Annotated in this window: 19 protein-coding genes; 12 read left to right on the forward strand and 7 right to left on the reverse strand. The window is 60.5% G+C overall.

What is annotated here, in order from left to right; all coding sequences use genetic code 11:
- Positions 1 to 63: 63 nt before the first annotated feature.
- Positions 64 to 570 (reverse strand): Lrp/AsnC family transcriptional regulator, encoded by a 507-nt coding sequence (locus GBO37_RS06405; protein ID WP_252927929.1) that lies wholly within the window; start codon positions 568 to 570, stop codon positions 64 to 66.
- Between the two features lie 65 nt (positions 571 to 635).
- On the opposite strand from GBO37_RS06405, the gene GBO37_RS06410 reads away from it, so the two are divergent.
- Entirely contained in the window at positions 636 to 1,631 is a 996-nt protein-coding gene (locus GBO37_RS06410) for a nucleoside recognition domain-containing protein (RefSeq protein ID WP_252927930.1), read from the forward strand.
- Positions 1,632 to 1,820: 189 nt separating this feature from the next.
- Here GBO37_RS06410 and GBO37_RS06415 read toward each other — a convergent pair whose 3' ends face one another.
- On the reverse strand, positions 1,821 to 2,942 hold the full coding sequence (locus tag GBO37_RS06415) for an aldo/keto reductase (RefSeq protein ID WP_252927931.1): 1,122 nt from the start codon (positions 2,940 to 2,942) through the stop codon (positions 1,821 to 1,823).
- A gap of 100 nt (positions 2,943 to 3,042) precedes the next feature.
- Here GBO37_RS06415 and GBO37_RS06420 point away from each other — a divergent pair, with 100 nt between their 5' ends.
- On the forward strand, positions 3,043 to 3,930 hold the full coding sequence (locus GBO37_RS06420) for a LysR family transcriptional regulator (RefSeq protein ID WP_252927932.1): 888 nt from the start codon (positions 3,043 to 3,045) through the stop codon (positions 3,928 to 3,930).
- A gap of 780 nt (positions 3,931 to 4,710) precedes the next feature.
- On the opposite strand, the gene GBO37_RS06425 is transcribed toward GBO37_RS06420, so the two are convergent.
- Positions 4,711 to 5,133 (reverse strand): GFA family protein, encoded by a 423-nt coding sequence (locus tag GBO37_RS06425; RefSeq protein WP_252927933.1) that lies wholly within the window; start codon positions 5,131 to 5,133, stop codon positions 4,711 to 4,713.
- Between the two features lie 49 nt (positions 5,134 to 5,182).
- On the opposite strand from GBO37_RS06425, the gene GBO37_RS06430 reads away from it, so the two are divergent.
- The 8 genes from GBO37_RS06430 to GBO37_RS06465 all read left to right on the forward strand — a co-directional run bounded on the left by GBO37_RS06430 (position 5,183) and on the right by GBO37_RS06465 (position 11,933).
- Complete coding sequence (locus tag GBO37_RS06430; protein WP_252927934.1) at positions 5,183 to 6,226, forward strand: LysR family transcriptional regulator; 1,044 nt, start codon at positions 5,183 to 5,185, stop codon at positions 6,224 to 6,226.
- Positions 6,227 to 6,313: 87 nt separating this feature from the next.
- The gene (locus GBO37_RS06435; RefSeq protein WP_252927936.1) at positions 6,314 to 7,336 is read left to right on the forward strand and encodes an ABC transporter substrate-binding protein; all 1,023 of its coding nucleotides are present in this window, start codon (positions 6,314 to 6,316) and stop codon (positions 7,334 to 7,336) included.
- 39 nt (positions 7,337 to 7,375) lie between these two features.
- The gene (locus GBO37_RS06440; protein WP_252927937.1) at positions 7,376 to 8,143 is read left to right on the forward strand and encodes an ABC transporter ATP-binding protein; all 768 of its coding nucleotides are present in this window, start codon (positions 7,376 to 7,378) and stop codon (positions 8,141 to 8,143) included.
- Positions 8,136 to 8,933: an ABC transporter permease gene (locus tag GBO37_RS06445; protein ID WP_252927938.1), complete on the forward strand. Its 798-nt coding sequence runs from the start codon at positions 8,136 to 8,138 to the stop codon at positions 8,931 to 8,933. Before GBO37_RS06440 ends, GBO37_RS06445 begins: the two co-directional genes overlap by 8 nt.
- Position 8,934: 1 nt before the next feature.
- Positions 8,935 to 9,984, forward strand: a complete 1,050-nt coding sequence (locus GBO37_RS06450; RefSeq protein ID WP_252927939.1) for a zinc-binding dehydrogenase — start codon at positions 8,935 to 8,937, stop codon at positions 9,982 to 9,984.
- Positions 9,981 to 10,697, forward strand: coding sequence for a hypothetical protein (locus GBO37_RS06455; protein ID WP_252927940.1), 717 nt, complete (start codon positions 9,981 to 9,983; stop codon positions 10,695 to 10,697). Before GBO37_RS06450 ends, GBO37_RS06455 begins: the two co-directional genes overlap by 4 nt.
- A 155-nt stretch (positions 10,698 to 10,852) precedes the next feature.
- The gene (locus tag GBO37_RS06460; RefSeq protein WP_252927941.1) at positions 10,853 to 11,452 is read left to right on the forward strand and encodes a DUF1176 domain-containing protein; all 600 of its coding nucleotides are present in this window, start codon (positions 10,853 to 10,855) and stop codon (positions 11,450 to 11,452) included.
- 124 nt (positions 11,453 to 11,576) lie between these two features.
- Positions 11,577 to 11,933: a hypothetical protein gene (locus GBO37_RS06465; RefSeq protein ID WP_252927942.1), complete on the forward strand. Its 357-nt coding sequence runs from the start codon at positions 11,577 to 11,579 to the stop codon at positions 11,931 to 11,933.
- Between the two features lie 212 nt (positions 11,934 to 12,145).
- Here the strand turns inward: GBO37_RS06465 and GBO37_RS06470 are convergent, their stop codons facing one another.
- Positions 12,146 to 12,391, reverse strand: a complete 246-nt coding sequence (locus tag GBO37_RS06470; protein WP_252927943.1) for a helix-turn-helix transcriptional regulator — start codon at positions 12,389 to 12,391, stop codon at positions 12,146 to 12,148.
- 215 nt (positions 12,392 to 12,606) lie between these two features.
- Between GBO37_RS06470 and GBO37_RS06475 the strand changes: the two genes are divergently transcribed.
- Entirely contained in the window at positions 12,607 to 13,098 is a 492-nt protein-coding gene (locus GBO37_RS06475) for a hypothetical protein (RefSeq protein WP_252927944.1), read from the forward strand.
- 18 nt (positions 13,099 to 13,116) lie between these two features.
- On the opposite strand, the gene GBO37_RS06480 is transcribed toward GBO37_RS06475, so the two are convergent.
- Entirely contained in the window at positions 13,117 to 13,416 is a 300-nt protein-coding gene (locus GBO37_RS06480; RefSeq protein ID WP_252927946.1) for a hypothetical protein, read from the reverse strand.
- A 99-nt stretch (positions 13,417 to 13,515) separates the two neighbouring features.
- Between GBO37_RS06480 and GBO37_RS06485 the strand changes: the two genes are divergently transcribed.
- Entirely contained in the window at positions 13,516 to 13,854 is a 339-nt protein-coding gene (locus GBO37_RS06485; RefSeq protein WP_252927948.1) for a hypothetical protein, read from the forward strand.
- Between the two features lie 59 nt (positions 13,855 to 13,913).
- Here GBO37_RS06485 and GBO37_RS06490 read toward each other — a convergent pair whose 3' ends face one another.
- Positions 13,914 to 14,567, reverse strand: a complete 654-nt coding sequence (locus tag GBO37_RS06490; RefSeq protein WP_252927951.1) for a site-specific integrase — start codon at positions 14,565 to 14,567, stop codon at positions 13,914 to 13,916.
- Between the two features lie 112 nt (positions 14,568 to 14,679).
- Positions 14,680 to 14,897: IS3 family transposase (locus GBO37_RS06495; protein ID WP_252927352.1), on the reverse strand; the 218-nt coding region annotated here is incomplete at its 5' end.

A 14,897-nucleotide genomic window follows, 5' to 3' on the forward strand; every position in this document is an offset into this window, starting at 1 on the left:
ACCTGGCAAAGTCTGCTCGGAGGAATAAAGCTGCCAGCGGCCTACTAGCCGATAATGACCCAATCAGAGTTGAATCGCGGTTTCCTCTTTTGCGGTGCGGATGACCATCATTGTGAAGAAGCGGGCAACATTGGTCCTGTCGCGGAACAGCCTGTCGCAGAGCGAGTCGAACTCTTCCATGTCGCGCAAGCACAGCATGAGCACGACGTCGGTCTCACCTGTCACGGCGTAGGCTTGCGATACCGCTTCTTCGGCAATCGCCAGATCCAGAAAGCGGCGCATGTGCTGCTCTCCGTGCAGCTTCAGTTCCACCGTGACCAGCGCCTTCAGCAACCGCCCGGTCTTGGCAGGGTTCAGGATCGCGACGATGCGGTCGATAATGCCCGTCTTGTGCAGCCGCCTGACCCGGCGCAGGCAACTGGATGGAGACAAGCCAACTTCATCGGCCATATCTACGTTCGTTCTCGACGCGTCACGTTGCATCAGGTTCAGAAGCTTTTGATCTATCCGGTCCAATCGCGCGACCCCCTTTTCAGGACAGGCATGCAATAAAATTGCATAGATGCGCAATCTTTGACCGCATATGCGATCTGGCTCGGGATAGGTGATCAGGGCATTATTACAGGAGCCATCCGATGCCCGCCCCTACCGCCGTCCTTCGCAAAACGCTCAACACGCTCGAAACCTACTGGATGCTCATCCGGATCGTAGTTCCGATCACCATTTTGACGGAACTGCTGTCCCAGATGGGCGCGATCGAGGCGGTAGCCCCTGCGTTTGCGCCAGTGATGAGCCTTGTCGGGCTGCCGCCGGAATTGGGATTGGCATGGCTGAGCGGAATGTTGATCGGAATATGGGGCGCGGTGCCGTTGGTATTCGTGCTTGTGCCGGTGGATTCACTGAGCGTGGCCGACATCACGATCTTCTCGGCGCTGCTTCTTTTCGCGCATGGTCTGCCGATCGAGCAGAGGATCATCCAGAAGGCTGGACCGGGAATGATCGTGACAACGCTTCTTCGCGTCGCTGGCGGCGTATTCTACGCCTTCCTGCTGCACCTCTTGTTTGACGGCACAGGCTGGTTGTCGACGACGGCGCACCCGACATGGATTTCGATGAACGCTACGTCCGACTGGCCAGGTTTCTTCGGGAGTCTTTTTGAAACGATGCTCTCCATGCTTGTCATCCTGCTTGCCCTTTCGTGGGGGCTGGAGATCTTGAAAATCACCGGTCTCATGGATCTCATCATGACGGCGCTCGCCCCTGTTTTGCGGCTTGCCGGGATTCGGGGCGAGGCCGGGCAGTTCACCGCGGTCGGTCTGTTTTTAGGAATATCCTATGGCGGCGGTCTTCTGATCCGAGCGGCGAGATCCGGCGCAGTCGCGCCGCGCCAGGTCTTCATCTCGTGCATCTTCATGGGATTTGCGCACAGCATCATTGAGGACACCCTGATAGTGGTAGCGCTTGGTGCAGATCTCGGGGCCGTCCTTGGAGGCCGGCTCGTTTTCGGCTTGGCCGCGACCGCCGCAATTGCCGGTATCCTTCGATACGTCTCCGACGAGAAGTTCTTTACATGGGTCTTCAGGTCATCGACCGCTAAGGCCGTTGAGCGATATCAACACATGTCGCGATGACCTTTTTGGTCTTTTCGCGTCGACCTGCCGGTCATGCGCCGGAAACGGTGCGGGGTAGCCGCTGGCGAGCGCACACGGCCCAAAGCGGACGGCCATCTATTGTTGGGCTGCAAAGCGACTTCCCAAAATTGGACGGTGGTATAAGGCGTAGCAACGTCCTTATGCTGTCTCAACCGCGCAAGAAACGTCCTAAGCGGCTCCGTGGCTGGTCGCTGCCTCCTTCCAGGGCTGCACGGACTGCCCGCCGAAGATCACCTCGCGCGGCAATTGGAAGATAAAGTAGGGGTTCAGCGCTGGCAAAGCGCTGGCCTCGTGTAGTCGGGCCTGCTGTTCCGGCGACAACGTGATCTCCAGCGCCTTGATATTGGCCGTGACCTGTTCTGGCCGGCTGGCGCCCATCAGCAGCGTGCTGACGCCCGGCCGCGACAGGACCCAGGCCAGCGCCGCCTGCGCCATCGGGACGCCCAACTCGGCCGCCACATCGCGCAGGGTGTCCACGACCTTGAAGTTGCGCTCGGTGAACAGCATGCCGCCATAGGGGTTGTCGCCGCTCAGCCGGTCGCTCTTGCCCGCTTCGACATCCATGGCGCGGTCCGGCACCGCCGAGGCGCGTCCGGCCTCGGCCAGCATCTCGCGGCCATATTTTCCGGTCAGCAGGCCGCCAGCCAGCGGGCTCCAGGGCATGATCCCAAGGCCGAAATGCGCAGCCATTGGTGCCAGGTCCAGCTCAACCCCGCGATCGATCAGCGACCAAGCGTTCTGCAGCCCGATCGGCCCCGGCAGACCATGCGCCGCGGCCAGCGTGGCGATCTTGGCGACATACCAGGCAGGCGTGTTCGAGAAGCCGTAATAGAGGATCTCACCGCGCGCCACTGCAGCGGCCAGCGTTCGCAATACCTCTTCCGGCGGGGTCGTTCGGTCCCAGACATGCATCCAGTAGAGGTCGATCCGGTCGGTCCCGAGCCGGCGCAGCGAGCCCTCGATCCCGAGACGGATGTTGATCGCGCCGTTCCCGCCATGCAGCGGATGGCTTTGCGATCGGGCGAAGCCGGACTTGGTGGACAGCACTAGCCGGTCGCGCAGCCCGCTGTCCCTCACGATTAGTCCCAGCATCCGCTCACTTTCGCCGCCGCTATAGACGTCGGCCGTGTCGATGACGTTGCCGCCGGTTGCCACATATGCGTCGAAAATGCCTCGCGCTTCGACCAGATCGCTGCCCCACCGGCCCGCGCCAAAGGTCATGGTGCCAAGCGAAAGCGGGCTGACGATCAGCCCCGATTGGCCAAAGCTGCGGTAATCTGTCATTTGCATGCATCATGCTCCTTGGTGCGGTGATGCCGTGACCGTAGAGCCGCGCGGCGCGCCGCATTAGCCGCTTTCCGCGGCATGAGCCTGTGAGTATTCTTCACAGATGATGCGGCAGAACCTCAACGATCTGGCGGCCTTCGCGGTCATCGCCCGGACGCGCAGCTTCACGGCGGCCGCGGCGGAGCTTGGCGTGTCGCCCTCGGCCCTCAGCCACGCGATGCGCGCGCTGGAGGAACGGCTGGACCTGCGCCTGCTGGCGCGGACCACCCGGTCGGTCGCCCCGACCGAGGCGGGAATAGCGCTGCTCGGCCGCCTCGCCCCGGCGCTGGCGCAAATCGATGAGGGGCTACAGGCGCTGGCGGACTGGCGCGAGTCGCCTGCAGGGACGGTGCGGCTGACGACCTTCCACTGGCTGGCCTCGACGCTGTTGTCGCGCAAGCTGCCCGGCTTTCTCAGCAGCCATCCGGGCGTTACGGTCGAGGTGAATGTCGATGATGGCCTGCGTGATCTGGTGTCTCTGGGCTTCGACGCAGGCATCAGGTTCGGTGAGAGCGTCGAGCGCGACATGATCGCCGTGCGGATCGGCCCGTCACTGCGCATGGCCGTCGTTGCGACACCGGAATACTGGAACACCCACGGCCGCCCCCGCCATCCGCGTGATTTGCTCGCCCATCCCTGCATCGCTTATCGCAACCTGGGCAACGGATCTTTATTGCCGTGGGATTTCGAAAAATACGGCAAGGAACTGCGTATTCAGGTTCGCGGCCCGCTCGCCTGCAATTCGGCGGACTTGGCGCTTGCTGCGGTGCGGGCAAGCTGCGGTGCCGGCTGGACCGAACAGGACGATGTGGCCGAGGACCTTGTCACCGGACGGCTGGAGCGGGTGCTGGACGACTGGTGCCAACCCTATCCCGGCGCCTTCCTGTTCCACCCGAGCCGGCGACAGGTCCCCGCGCCGCTGCGCGCGTTGATCGACCATCTCAAAGAATAGGATAGGGGAAGCAAATCGACGTGAAGAGCCGACATAGAAAGTCGTGACTGCCGCAACGAATGCAAGCGTGTCACGCGCACCCGGCCATACCAGACAGTCGCGGACGCCGAGGTGCAGTGATGTCGATCCTCGAAGCGGACGTTCGCACCCGGTGCAGCGAGGTCAACCGAGCGGGGACTGCTATGTAGGACATCGAGGACATCTCGGTTTGGGCGGCGAGATCACGGGATGGAGGCCTCTCTAAACGATAAGCTATCTTCCAGTTGTGCAACGAGCCACGGGCTTGAAACGCAAGAACGGGCATTCGGATGCTGCGCAGCATCGTGAGCGCTTGGCCAACCTAACGGGCAGAGAGCGGGCCTCCTGCAGTGGAGCAATGCGAAGGTCTTAAGACAGAGAGCGGCCATTTGTCCTCGGCATAGCTACCCATATGCCCAAGTTTGCGTGAAGGACGACGATTGGTCGGCTGGCGATGTATGATCGCATACGTACATATGCGAAAAGCAGATACTCAGCTGTTCTCCGAACAATGAGTGGCGCTATATTCCCTTTGATCTCACGCAGTGGGCGTAGCAGAAATCTATTCTAGCGTGCCGGACAAATCTAGATGCCACATAACAAATGGCAGATGTTCCATGCATCAAGGTCGACCATAGGGCTCGATGGCGTCGATACTGCTGGCCTATGGGATGTGCGATACGCTGGAAAAATAGTGTATAGCGTAAGCATCGGGTTCATAGCTCGGCCCAATCATCACACTTAAGCGGATGCACATCTATGTCAGACAGACGGCGTATAACGCAGCACGCCGGCTTGTCTCGACCTGCCGCTGTTATCGCTAGGATGATTGATGCCGTCCGTCACGATGATTTCAGCAAAGTCGAACGGGCTGACCCCCTCGATACAGGCGACATTGACACCGTATTGATCAGGGTTTGAACGGCGCTGATGATGCGTATAGATGCCACAGATCGCGCAGAAATAATGTCGGGCTAAGCCTGTATTGAACTGGTAGAGTGTAAGGTGCTCTGCACCCTCGAGGATATCAATTCCGTCAACGTCTGCAGTGACCGCGACGGCACCGCGCATGCGGCACAATGAGCAGGTGCAGCGCCTCGCCGTATTGAAGCCGTCAGCCAACCGGATGCGAAGCTTGACTGCACCGCAATGGCAGGCCGCTTCATGAGTATCGTGATCAGCCATAGTGCGCTCCCTGTTCCAGACAGGCTATGGCGATGATACGGTCTCTTCAATGCCCATCGTCGAGCCGACACATGCTTGTCTGCGTGATGTGCCAGACAGGCCGAGCACGGCGAACTTGGAGGTAATCGGATTGTCCACATCAGACGATGCTCCAAATCGCGAACCCGTTAAGGCGATAGTCAGGGCGTCCGCCGACCGCACGGCGCTCAGCCTGCGGCAGATCGAAACCTTGCATAGCGTGCTCGCAACGCGATCAATAACTTCCACCGCCAAGTTGCTCGGCGTATCGCAACCCTCAATCAGCAGGACAGTCAAACGTGTAGAGGACATCCTGAAACTTCGTCTGTTCACGAAGGATGGCAAACGTCTTGTGCCCACCCAGGAAGCCATGCTCATTTTCGACGAGGTCGATGGCATCATGGCCCAGTTGAATGGGCTGGGCAGACGGATCGCGCGCATTGCTGGCAGCAATGAGGGCATATTTCGCCTGGGCGCCACCGCCAGTGTTGCCCGCGCTCTGGTGCCGCAGGCAATCCACGCGCTCTCGCGCAAACACCCGGAACTGGATCTGTTCCTCGATGTGCTCGCGGTCGACCAGATGGCACAGTATCTGTTGAATGGCACCGGGGATTGTCTTGTAACCATAGCGCCGGACCGCCACCCTGCGTTGGCGCGCCGCAAGCTGGGCAAAGGTCAGTTAGTCGCGCTGATGCATCGCGATCACCCACTGGCCAAGCAAGGTCCAATTGCCGCGCCGAGCCTGATCGGGCACGAGATCATCTGTTTTCAGTCAAACGGCCCGCACCAGAGGGCAATTCAGGCATTTCTGGGCGGAGTGGTCGATATCGCCAATCCGAAGATGATAGTTCGCTTTACCGACACTGCCATCGCTTTGGCTGAACAGGGTATGGGCGTGGCGCTTATTGACACGTTTTCGATAAAGGGCCCGATCGGCGCAAACCTGCTGGCAATGCCGCTGATCGATCCGCCGCAGTTCGAAGTATTTCTGCAGTGGAACAGTAGCCGGCCTTTGTCGCGCAACCTCGACCTGCTTGCCGACGAGCTCTCCCGAATTCTTGCCTCTGATCCATAGCCTCAGGGCATGACCAGCACAAAACTTGTCGATTGCGCGCATGGATTGGACAGCGCATTTTGCAAGCCTAGATCTGGGAGGAGATCCATGGAAATGCAAAGCAAGCGTCACGCAATGCTGTCGTCTTTTGGGATCGTCGCGCTGGGCGCGATGACGGGAACAGCTTTCGCGGAAACCGATATCAATGTGGGGGCACTGCGTCTGGCAAGCCAGGCCCCGACCTTTATCGCCTATGAGAAGGGCTATTTCGAAGATGAAGGTCTTGAGGTTGACCTGAAGTTCTTTGAAGCCGCGAATGCGCTTTCAGTCGCGGTTGCCGGCGGTGACATCGATTACGGCATTACCTCGATCACCGGTAGCCTTTTCAATCTGGCTGAGCGCGGTGTGGTTAAAGTGATCGCGGGAGCCCTTTCAGAAGACCCTGAAATTCCCGGCGCGGTCATTCTGGCCTCGCAAAAAGCCTACGAGGCCGGACTGACGGAGCCCTCCAAAATCGAAGGCCAGAGCTTTGGCGCCACGACTGCCGGGTCGTCGTTCCACTACATGCTGGCCGAAATCGCGCAGAAGGACGGTTTCGCTCTGGACAGCGTGCAACTGAAGCCGCTGCAAAAGATCGGCGCGATCGTGGGCGCACTCAGCACAAGCCAGATCGACGCATGGGTGATGCAGCCCAGTATTGCCAACAAGCTCTTGGCGGATGGCAGCGCGCTCAAGATCGGCGAATACAACGCCTATGACCCCGACTATCAGGTTACGGCCGTGTTCACCTCGACCGAGATCGCCACGAACGAGCGTGAGCAGACCGAAGCATTCTTGCGGGCCCTGTCGCGCGGCGTCACCGATTACAACGCCGCGTTCGTTGACAAGACAGCATCGGAAGATGAGGCCAATGCGCTAGTCGGCATGGTGCACAAGTATGTTGGCACTGACATGCCTGTCGCTGAGTTTGCACCCTCTCTGACAGAGGATTCGATGCGCGTGAACGATGGGCTGGCCCTCTCGACGTCATCTGTAGCCAAGCAGCTGTCGTTCCTGCAGGACAACAAGCTCGTCTCGGACAGCATCACGGTCGATATGCTGGTCGATCCCAGCTACGTGGCGACCCGTTAGTGAGCCGGTGACCGTTCAGGCCGCAAGATAGGGCAGATTATGGACATCAAGCTTGACGAGATCAGCCACTCCTATGGCTCGGTCGAGGTATTGAGAAATATCTCACTCACGATACAGCAAGGACAGATCGTTTGTCTGGTCGGACCTTCGGGCTGTGGCAAATCCACCTTGCTGCGCTTTATCGGCGGTCTGGAACGCCCGACAAAAGGAGAAGTGTTGCAGATCGGATCCCCGCCCAAGGGATCCCTCAACCCGCTGACCTATGTCTTCCAGCACTTCGCGCTGCTGCCGTGGCGCACGGTCGAAGGCAATATTCGCCTGGTGCTGGAGGGTCACAAGCTGTCGCGGGGCGAAACGGATGCTATTATCCGCGACGTGCTGGGTCGAACGCGCTTGACCGATTTCGCCATGGCACTGCCCAAGCAGCTTTCGGGCGGCATGAAGCAACGCGTCGCAATCGCACGTGCGCTTGCCGTGCGCCCGGCGGTGATGCTGATGGATGAGCCGCTTTCGGCTCTGGACAGCCAGACGCGCGAATTGCTGATGGACGATCTGGTCGATCTATGGACCCGCCAGCCCTTTACCTCGGTCTATGTGACCCACAACCTCAACGAAGCCGTGCGCCTTGGCCACCGCATCGTCGTTCTCTCCCGCAGGCCCGGTCGCGTGCACAAGGAAATGCAGATCGACATGCCTCTTTCGCAACGGCGTCTTGGCGATCCGCTGCTGGAGGCCAAGCAGGCCGAACTGTGGGAGCTGATGCGCGATGAGGCCATGGCCGCAGATCAGGAGTTGGTCAATGGATAGTTCGGCAACCCGCGCTGTTCCCTTCAGGGGCGGCGGATTCAATCCGCGCCCGATGCGCGTCGTCGCGCCGGTGGTCTTTGTCGTGCTGATCGCTGTGCTCGAACTGGGCACGCGTAGTGGCTTCATCTCGGGGCTGACCATGCCGCGCCCGTCGGATGTCGCCAAGACGCTAGGCAACATGATTAGCACCGGGTTAATGTGGCAGCATCTTCTGCCATCGCTGCAGCGCCTGCTCGTGGGCGGGATGATCGGCACGATAGCGGGTGTCACGCTTGGCACGCTGATCGGTCTGTTCACGCTGGTGCGCGCCGGCCTTTTGCCCCTGGTATCGGCGCTTTTCCCGATCCCCAAGATCGCGCTGCTGCCGCTTTTTGTGATTTGGTTCGGGATCGACGAGACCTCGAAATACGCGCTGATCGCCTTTGGTGTCTTTACACCCACGGTGGTCTCGACCTTTGGCGCGGTGGACAACGTGGACCGTTCGCTGATCCGCATGGGACAGAGCTTCGGCCTGTCTTGGTGGGCCATCGTCAGCAAGATCGTGTTGCCCGGCGCATTCCCCGGCATCCTGTCAGGACTACGTGTCTCGCTGGCCATCGGGATCATTCTTCTGGTCGCGGCCGAGATGCTGGGCGCGCAATACGGGATCGGCGCCTACATTCTCGAAGCTGGCTCACTTTACGACCTGAATCGTCTGTTTGCCGGGGTGACGGTGCTCTCTGTTTTAGGACTTATGCTCAGCTGGGTGATCGGCTTGGTCGAAAAGCGCTTTCTGGACTGGAGGGGTTAGAATGCTGGCACTGCAAAAGCTGCGCCCGGAACCGGGCATCACCCTGCGTGAGGTGGCTGCCCCTGCCATGCTTGGCGAAGGCGACGTGCTGATCGCCGTTGAGGCAACCGGGATCTGTGGCACTGACCTGCACATCGCGGCGTGGACCAGTGGGTATGCCTCGATGCGCGACGCCATGCCGGTCACCCTGGGGCATGAATTCTGCGGCGTCATCCGTGCGACAGGCGCAGGCGTTCCAGCGGCCGCGATGGGCCAGCGCGTCACCGTGCGACCATCGGTGCTTTGCCATCGGTGTGCCGCTTGTGCAGCAGGCGACGCCGACCATTGTACCGGCCGCAAGGGCATCGGGATCGGTCGCGATGGTGCATTGGCAGCGAAGGTGATCGCACCTTGGGAGAACTGCGTTCCTGCCCCCGAAGGCATGGCCCCCGACATTGCCGCCCTGACTGAGCCGATGACGGTTTGCCATGAAGCGGTGCGGACGGCCGACATTCGCGGCGGCGAACGCGTTCTGGTCATCGGTCCTGGCACGATCGGGCAGGGGATTGCTCTATTCGCTGAGGCCGCCGGAGCGTCCGAGGTCGTGATTGTCGGCCATGGAGACGCCGCAAGACTGGCCACGCTGAATGAACTTGGATTTCATGCCACAGCGGACAGTGCGGGCAGTAGCCTTGCTGCAGCGGTAGCGCCCTGGACCGACGTCGGACTTTTCGATGTGGTGATCGAGGCCGCAGGCGTGCCGGCTCTCGTTCCGGAAGCACTGGCGTTGCTGCGCAAGCGCGGTGTCTTGGTCATCGCGGGCATCCATTCTGCCCCCGTCAGCATTGACTTGACGGCGCTGGTTCGCGACCACAAGCAGATCCGCGGGACGTATCGTGCGCCCGTCGAGACCTGGCCGATTGTTCTGGAGTATCTCGAACATAATCGCGAACGGGTCGAGAAGCTCATCTCGGCCCGCCTGCCGATGTCCCGTGTCGGAGAAGGCTTCCGTCTCGCTGCGGCCAAAAGCGCCTCGAAAGTCATTATCCTGCAGGACGAGGTCGCGGCATGAGCCTACGGGGTAAGGCATTCCTATGCATCTGGAACGATCACGATCCGGCGCAGGCCATCGAGTATGAGGCATGGCACACCTTCGAGCATGTGCCGGAACGCGTCTGCGTGCCTGGATTTCTTTCCGGGCGCCGCTATGCGGACTACAGGAGCACCGAAGGCCGGTATTTCACGCTCTACGACATTGCGTCTCTAGACGTCCTCGAAACCGCAGCATACCGAGACTTGCAGGATAACCCGACACCTTGGTCCAGAAAGATGCGGACCGCGTTCAGGAACTTCGAACGTATCCCTTGCACGACCATCGCATCGGCGGGGCAGGGATGCGCAGGCGCTGTCGGCACGATCGTGATCGAGACCCTGCGACACCAGTCTGAGGCTGTCGTGGTGCTGCAAGAGCAGCTCAGCGCCCTGATGCGAGATCATGTCATCACAGCTTATCATTTGGGAGTGGCGCCGACGATCCCGCAATATGCCGTCTTCGGGACTGCTGAAGTCAGGAATGACCGCATGGAGACCTACGTCATCGTCGTAGAGGCTGTTCTGGCAGATCAGGCTAGGATGGCGGTGACTCGACTTGCTAGGCTATTGGACGGCATGTTCAGACAAGCGACAGTGCAAAGATGCCAATATTCCGACTTGCTGTTCCAGATTGGGGTCGAAGAGTTGATCCATAGCGATCTCCGCCGGGAGGTGCATGCCCATCATCAATAGCGCCGAGAGAACAGCTGGATCAGAGCGGATCTGATCCAGCGCCGTCCGCCACGCCAGGCACCTGTCAACGAAGAACCTTGCAACCTAGCGCCTTATGGCGCTGTCTCCGCCGCAGGGCCTCCAGCGTGGAGGCGCCAGCGACCCACCGGAACGACATGCGCATTCAAGCCATCGCACTCCTTGCCATCCTGGCGGCCACGCCGTCCCTGGCAGACGACCTTGATGCACAGGCCATCCACATGTTCGAGGCCGTCTACGGCAGCGAGCAGTGCCCCTATTACGCGCAGGAGAAGCCGTCGCCGACTCGGCGCGAGTTCCAGGTCGAGGGTTACTCCGAGGCGGTGACCGTAACGACCGTCGAGTTCGACTGCGCGCTCGGAGCCTACAACGAAGTGCAAGCATTTCTGATCCACACCGAGATGGATGGTCTGCGTCCAGCGTCCTTTGCCACGCCCGTCCTCGACATCGCCTACGTGGAAACAGCTGAGAACCGGGACGACCCGGCGGTCGGGCCTGTCGAGAGCCTCGACATCGTGGGCTACAAGGCCGCCGCGACTCTCATCAATCCGTCGATCGACGATGCGACTGGACAGATCGTGACTGAGGAGCGGTGGCGAGGGCTCGGCGATGCGAACTCGTCCGGCGTCTGGGACCTGACGGCCGACGGCTATGTCCTGCGCAGCTACGAGGTCGACGCCACCTATGACGGTGAGGTCGATCGCGTGACTGTGCTGGATTTGGGCCAAGAGGGTTGATCGGCTTCCGGGCGGGAACGGTGGAGCCATTCGTCTATGGCGACGTGGGCGGTAAAAAAAGGGCCCCTACAAAACAATGGAGGAGTTATCATTATTCCAATGCTGAGACGGACCCGGAGCGAACATGACCAAAATTGTGGAAAGCAAGGACTGCGGTAACTCACCAAAGAACAAACTTGTCCAGGATGCCGCGATCGGCCTGGCGATTGGTGAGCTTGATGAAGCAATGGTCGCCGACAATGTCATTTGGCATGACGTAGACGACGACTCATTCGAAGGTATGGCTGCTTTCAAGGAAAGGCTTAATAAGCGCACACCTCCGTCCGCTGTCATCGTGGAACACGCGATCTCGCACGGCAAGGTTGGTGCCGTCAGCGGCATTACCAAGGACGCCAACGGAGGCGAGACCCGGTTCTGTCATATCCTCGAGTTTACCAACAGCAAAGGGAACGTCATAGCTAAGATCCGGAGCTACGCATGATATGCGAACAGCATCCCCCTCTGCAAAGTAGACAGCTGCTCACCATGAATGCATGACCTCACACACAAAGTGGCATGACTTGCCGCTTTGGTATCAGGATCCCGGTCGGTTGCGACGGACGACCAGGAAGAAAACGGTCGACCAAATTGCAAGGTTGGCCGCATGCATGGACAGGGAAGCAATCTCGAAATTGGTCACGGGCTGTTCCCTTCTTAAGCTATGTCCGCGAATGCCAGGGCGTCTTTACGAATGAGTGGCCCGGCGATGTCCGGTTTCCCTGACCCGACGGCATAGGCCAGTGTGACCCGCTCGATTGCGAGGGCGTGGATGCGGCGGAGCTCGGCCGTCCCCTTTTCCAAGTTCTGGATCTGGCGCAGTTGCATGCCCAGCTCAACCGCGAGTTCCGTCTGCGTCAATCCCATAGCCTTGCGGGCAGCCCTGAACTCATCTGGTGTCATTGATCGAATGTCCTGGTGTCGTCACGGGACGACGATACCTACCAAGTGCTCAGACTCCAAGGGAGGCAGGCGCCAGTCGCACTACGATACCGAAGGAAACTGGCGTTCGCCGGAAAGACGGAACGCGCGGCAACTGACATAATTGAATGCACGTAAAGGTTGCATGGATTGCCGGCGTCATGTGATGGATTGGCAGGGCTGTATGGAGGTGTCGTATGCGGACGGTGGTTTGGGCTTTGGCGCTGGTGAGCGCTTCGCCGGCGTGGTCCCAGGAACTACGATCGATCGACGATACGATGCAGGGCATAGACGACTTCCTCCATGTCTCGGCCTACACCGCAATGCGGTGCGCGGGCCTCTTCGATGGCATCGTGGCATATGGCGGGCAGAACATGCCGGCCGAGCTGGTCGAGCAGTATCAGAAAGCCTCGACGACGCTGGTCATCGGCACGACGATCATCCGAGCGTATCAGGCGCATGACCGCGGACTACCCGCGAAGGACTTCGAGGTTGAGTTCAAGAACTCGGACGCCGAAGCGGTTCGCTTTCGCGACATCTACAGCAGCCGGCTGCAGAACAACTACGACCTTACTGGCCAGATGCTTGAGAGCGACCCACTGGCGAAGGCCGACCTTGCGCTTTGCGGTCAGGTCGTCCCTCGGATAGAAAGCATCGTTGCAAAGGAAATAGGGCAGGCTGCCAAGTAAGCCGCCTTGGCGCGGCGATCAAAAGGGGCCGGGCAGCGGATCGCTTGCCTCCCGTAGGGCGATGATCTCCTCCCGCAATAGCTTGTCCCTGAACTCCGTCATGTCGATTTCGCGGAGCAGTCTGGCCGGTATGAAGCCCGATACCGCCTCCTCGGCCTCCCATTCGCATTCGCCCGCGCCCCAGACTAGGTCGATGAAGGGCAGGGGCGTGAGCCCCACGCCCGCCAGTTCCTCGCGAGAGACCGCCAGAATGACCGGCTCGGCTGCCTGTCCTTCATCGTGCGCGCCTGCTGCCAGGCCCGCGAAGTAGCGCGCCACCCGGGGATCGCGCGACAGCGAGACATGCTGGTGGCCGTGCGGGCCCGGGCGCAGAAATCCCTCTCGGCGGATGGCTGGCCAGATGAGGCTCGATGTCCTGTGGTAGAGGAGGCCCTTGACTGTTTCAATTCGGCGGGGATCGTGCTGGGCGGTGCCATTCCCGACTGGCAGGACCGGCTGAACGGGCCGCTTGACCTGACCGTGTCACTGGACGGCCGGCGTGTCGCAGCAACCGAGCAGGGTGCGACCCTGCTGCAGACCGAGGATTTCTTGGCCTGGCTCTCGATCCGTGCGGCGGATATGGGCCTGCCGCCGGTGACGGGGACGGTGATCATCTCGGGCGCGCGCATCGGCCCGATCCTTCTTGGCGGCGCCCGCGAGGCAACCGCCAGCGCAGGCTCTGTCACGGTTGGCGCGTCATTCTCGGTTGTCGCATAGCTTGGGTTAGGTGGCGGGTCTCGAGAGAAGGATGTGCGGGCCTGTGGGCCTCCGCTCCTCTAGCCTGAACGGTTGCCTTTAGCATTGCGCTCCCAGTCAAAGAATACCCCTACGTCCTGACTTGCCACTTCCGCCGAGGGAGCAATGTCAGTCCGTAACTTCCGAAGGGACGGCACGCCCGCGTCTCCGGTCACGAAGTCGGCCCAGTCCTGCATCATCGGCCGTCGCTCTTCCAAGAGGTCTTCGCGCATGTAGGCGGCTTCGAGGGGAGGCAGGCCGTGAGCCAGAGCAAACTCGATCGTGTCCCTCTGATAGCGACCCTGCGACCGCGCCCATCCCTTGAAGCTGGCCCGGGCGCCGTGACCCGTGATGAAGGCGTTAAAGCGCTTGAGCAGAACAAGCGCAGCATTCTCCGAGATGACACCGCTTTTGGTGTGTGGCTTCGAGAAAAGGCATCCATCTCCACCGGAAAGGATCGCCATGTTGTCCACGACGGTCGCAATCTGGCGGCTGACCGGGACGCGATGGCTCTGACCCATCTTCATGTGCTCTGCGGGGGTCTCCCAGACCGCCTGTGGCGGTTCGGTGAACCAGGAGTGCCGCGCGAACCTGACCTCCCCGGTCCGCTTTGCGCTTAGCAGCAGAAGCATCACGAACTGACGTGTGATCTCGTCGCAGCGCACCGCCGTCAGCCATTGCCACAGCTCTGGCATCCGCTCCCAAGGCAGCGATCCGAAATGCTGTGTCTTCCTGCGAACGCGGCCGAAGGCGGTCTGCGGGTTGAACCGGGCGGGGTGAGCTGCTACCGGTTTTGTGGGCAGCAGGTTAAGCTAGCATAGCGCGGGCCTCGAACTCCATGGGGCTGAGATAGCCCAGTTTCGAATGGCGCCGCCGCGGGTTGTAGAAGCGTTCGATGTAGTCGAAGATATCGGCGCGGGCTTCATTTCGGGTCCGATACACTTTTCGGGCGGTGCGTTCAGTTTTCAGCGTTGAGAAGAAACTTTCCATCGCCGAGTTGTCCCAGACATTGCCCGCTCTGCTCA

The organism is Paracoccus sp. 08 (assembly GCF_024105395.1).
GTDB classification, from domain to species: domain Bacteria; phylum Pseudomonadota; class Alphaproteobacteria; order Rhodobacterales; family Rhodobacteraceae; genus Paracoccus; species Paracoccus marcusii.

Coding starts and splice junctions, on each gene's coding strand:
- GBO37_RS06470 (WP_252927943.1), bottom strand. CDS start 12,391: ATGACACCAGATGAGTTCAGGGCTGCCCGCAAGGCTATGGGATTGACG.
- GBO37_RS06460 (WP_252927941.1), top strand. CDS start 10,853: ATGCGCATTCAAGCCATCGCACTCCTTGCCATCCTGGCGGCCACGCCG.
- GBO37_RS06450 (WP_252927939.1), top strand. CDS start 8,935: ATGCTGGCACTGCAAAAGCTGCGCCCGGAACCGGGCATCACCCTGCGT.
- GBO37_RS06445 (WP_252927938.1), top strand. CDS start 8,136: ATGGATAGTTCGGCAACCCGCGCTGTTCCCTTCAGGGGCGGCGGATTC.
- GBO37_RS06440 (WP_252927937.1), top strand. CDS start 7,376: ATGGACATCAAGCTTGACGAGATCAGCCACTCCTATGGCTCGGTCGAG.
- GBO37_RS06465 (WP_252927942.1), top strand. CDS start 11,577: ATGACCAAAATTGTGGAAAGCAAGGACTGCGGTAACTCACCAAAGAAC.
- GBO37_RS06410 (WP_252927930.1), top strand. CDS start 636: ATGCCCGCCCCTACCGCCGTCCTTCGCAAAACGCTCAACACGCTCGAA.
- GBO37_RS06420 (WP_252927932.1), top strand. CDS start 3,043: ATGATGCGGCAGAACCTCAACGATCTGGCGGCCTTCGCGGTCATCGCC.
- GBO37_RS06435 (WP_252927936.1), top strand. CDS start 6,314: ATGGAAATGCAAAGCAAGCGTCACGCAATGCTGTCGTCTTTTGGGATC.
- GBO37_RS06475 (WP_252927944.1), top strand. CDS start 12,607: ATGCGGACGGTGGTTTGGGCTTTGGCGCTGGTGAGCGCTTCGCCGGCG.
- GBO37_RS06455 (WP_252927940.1), top strand. CDS start 9,981: ATGAGCCTACGGGGTAAGGCATTCCTATGCATCTGGAACGATCACGAT.
- GBO37_RS06490 (WP_252927951.1), bottom strand. CDS start 14,567: ATGCCAGAGCTGTGGCAATGGCTGACGGCGGTGCGCTGCGACGAGATC.
- GBO37_RS06415 (WP_252927931.1), bottom strand. CDS start 2,942: ATGCAAATGACAGATTACCGCAGCTTTGGCCAATCGGGGCTGATCGTC.
- GBO37_RS06430 (WP_252927934.1), top strand. CDS start 5,183: ATGCCCATCGTCGAGCCGACACATGCTTGTCTGCGTGATGTGCCAGAC.
- GBO37_RS06425 (WP_252927933.1), bottom strand. CDS start 5,133: ATGGCTGATCACGATACTCATGAAGCGGCCTGCCATTGCGGTGCAGTC.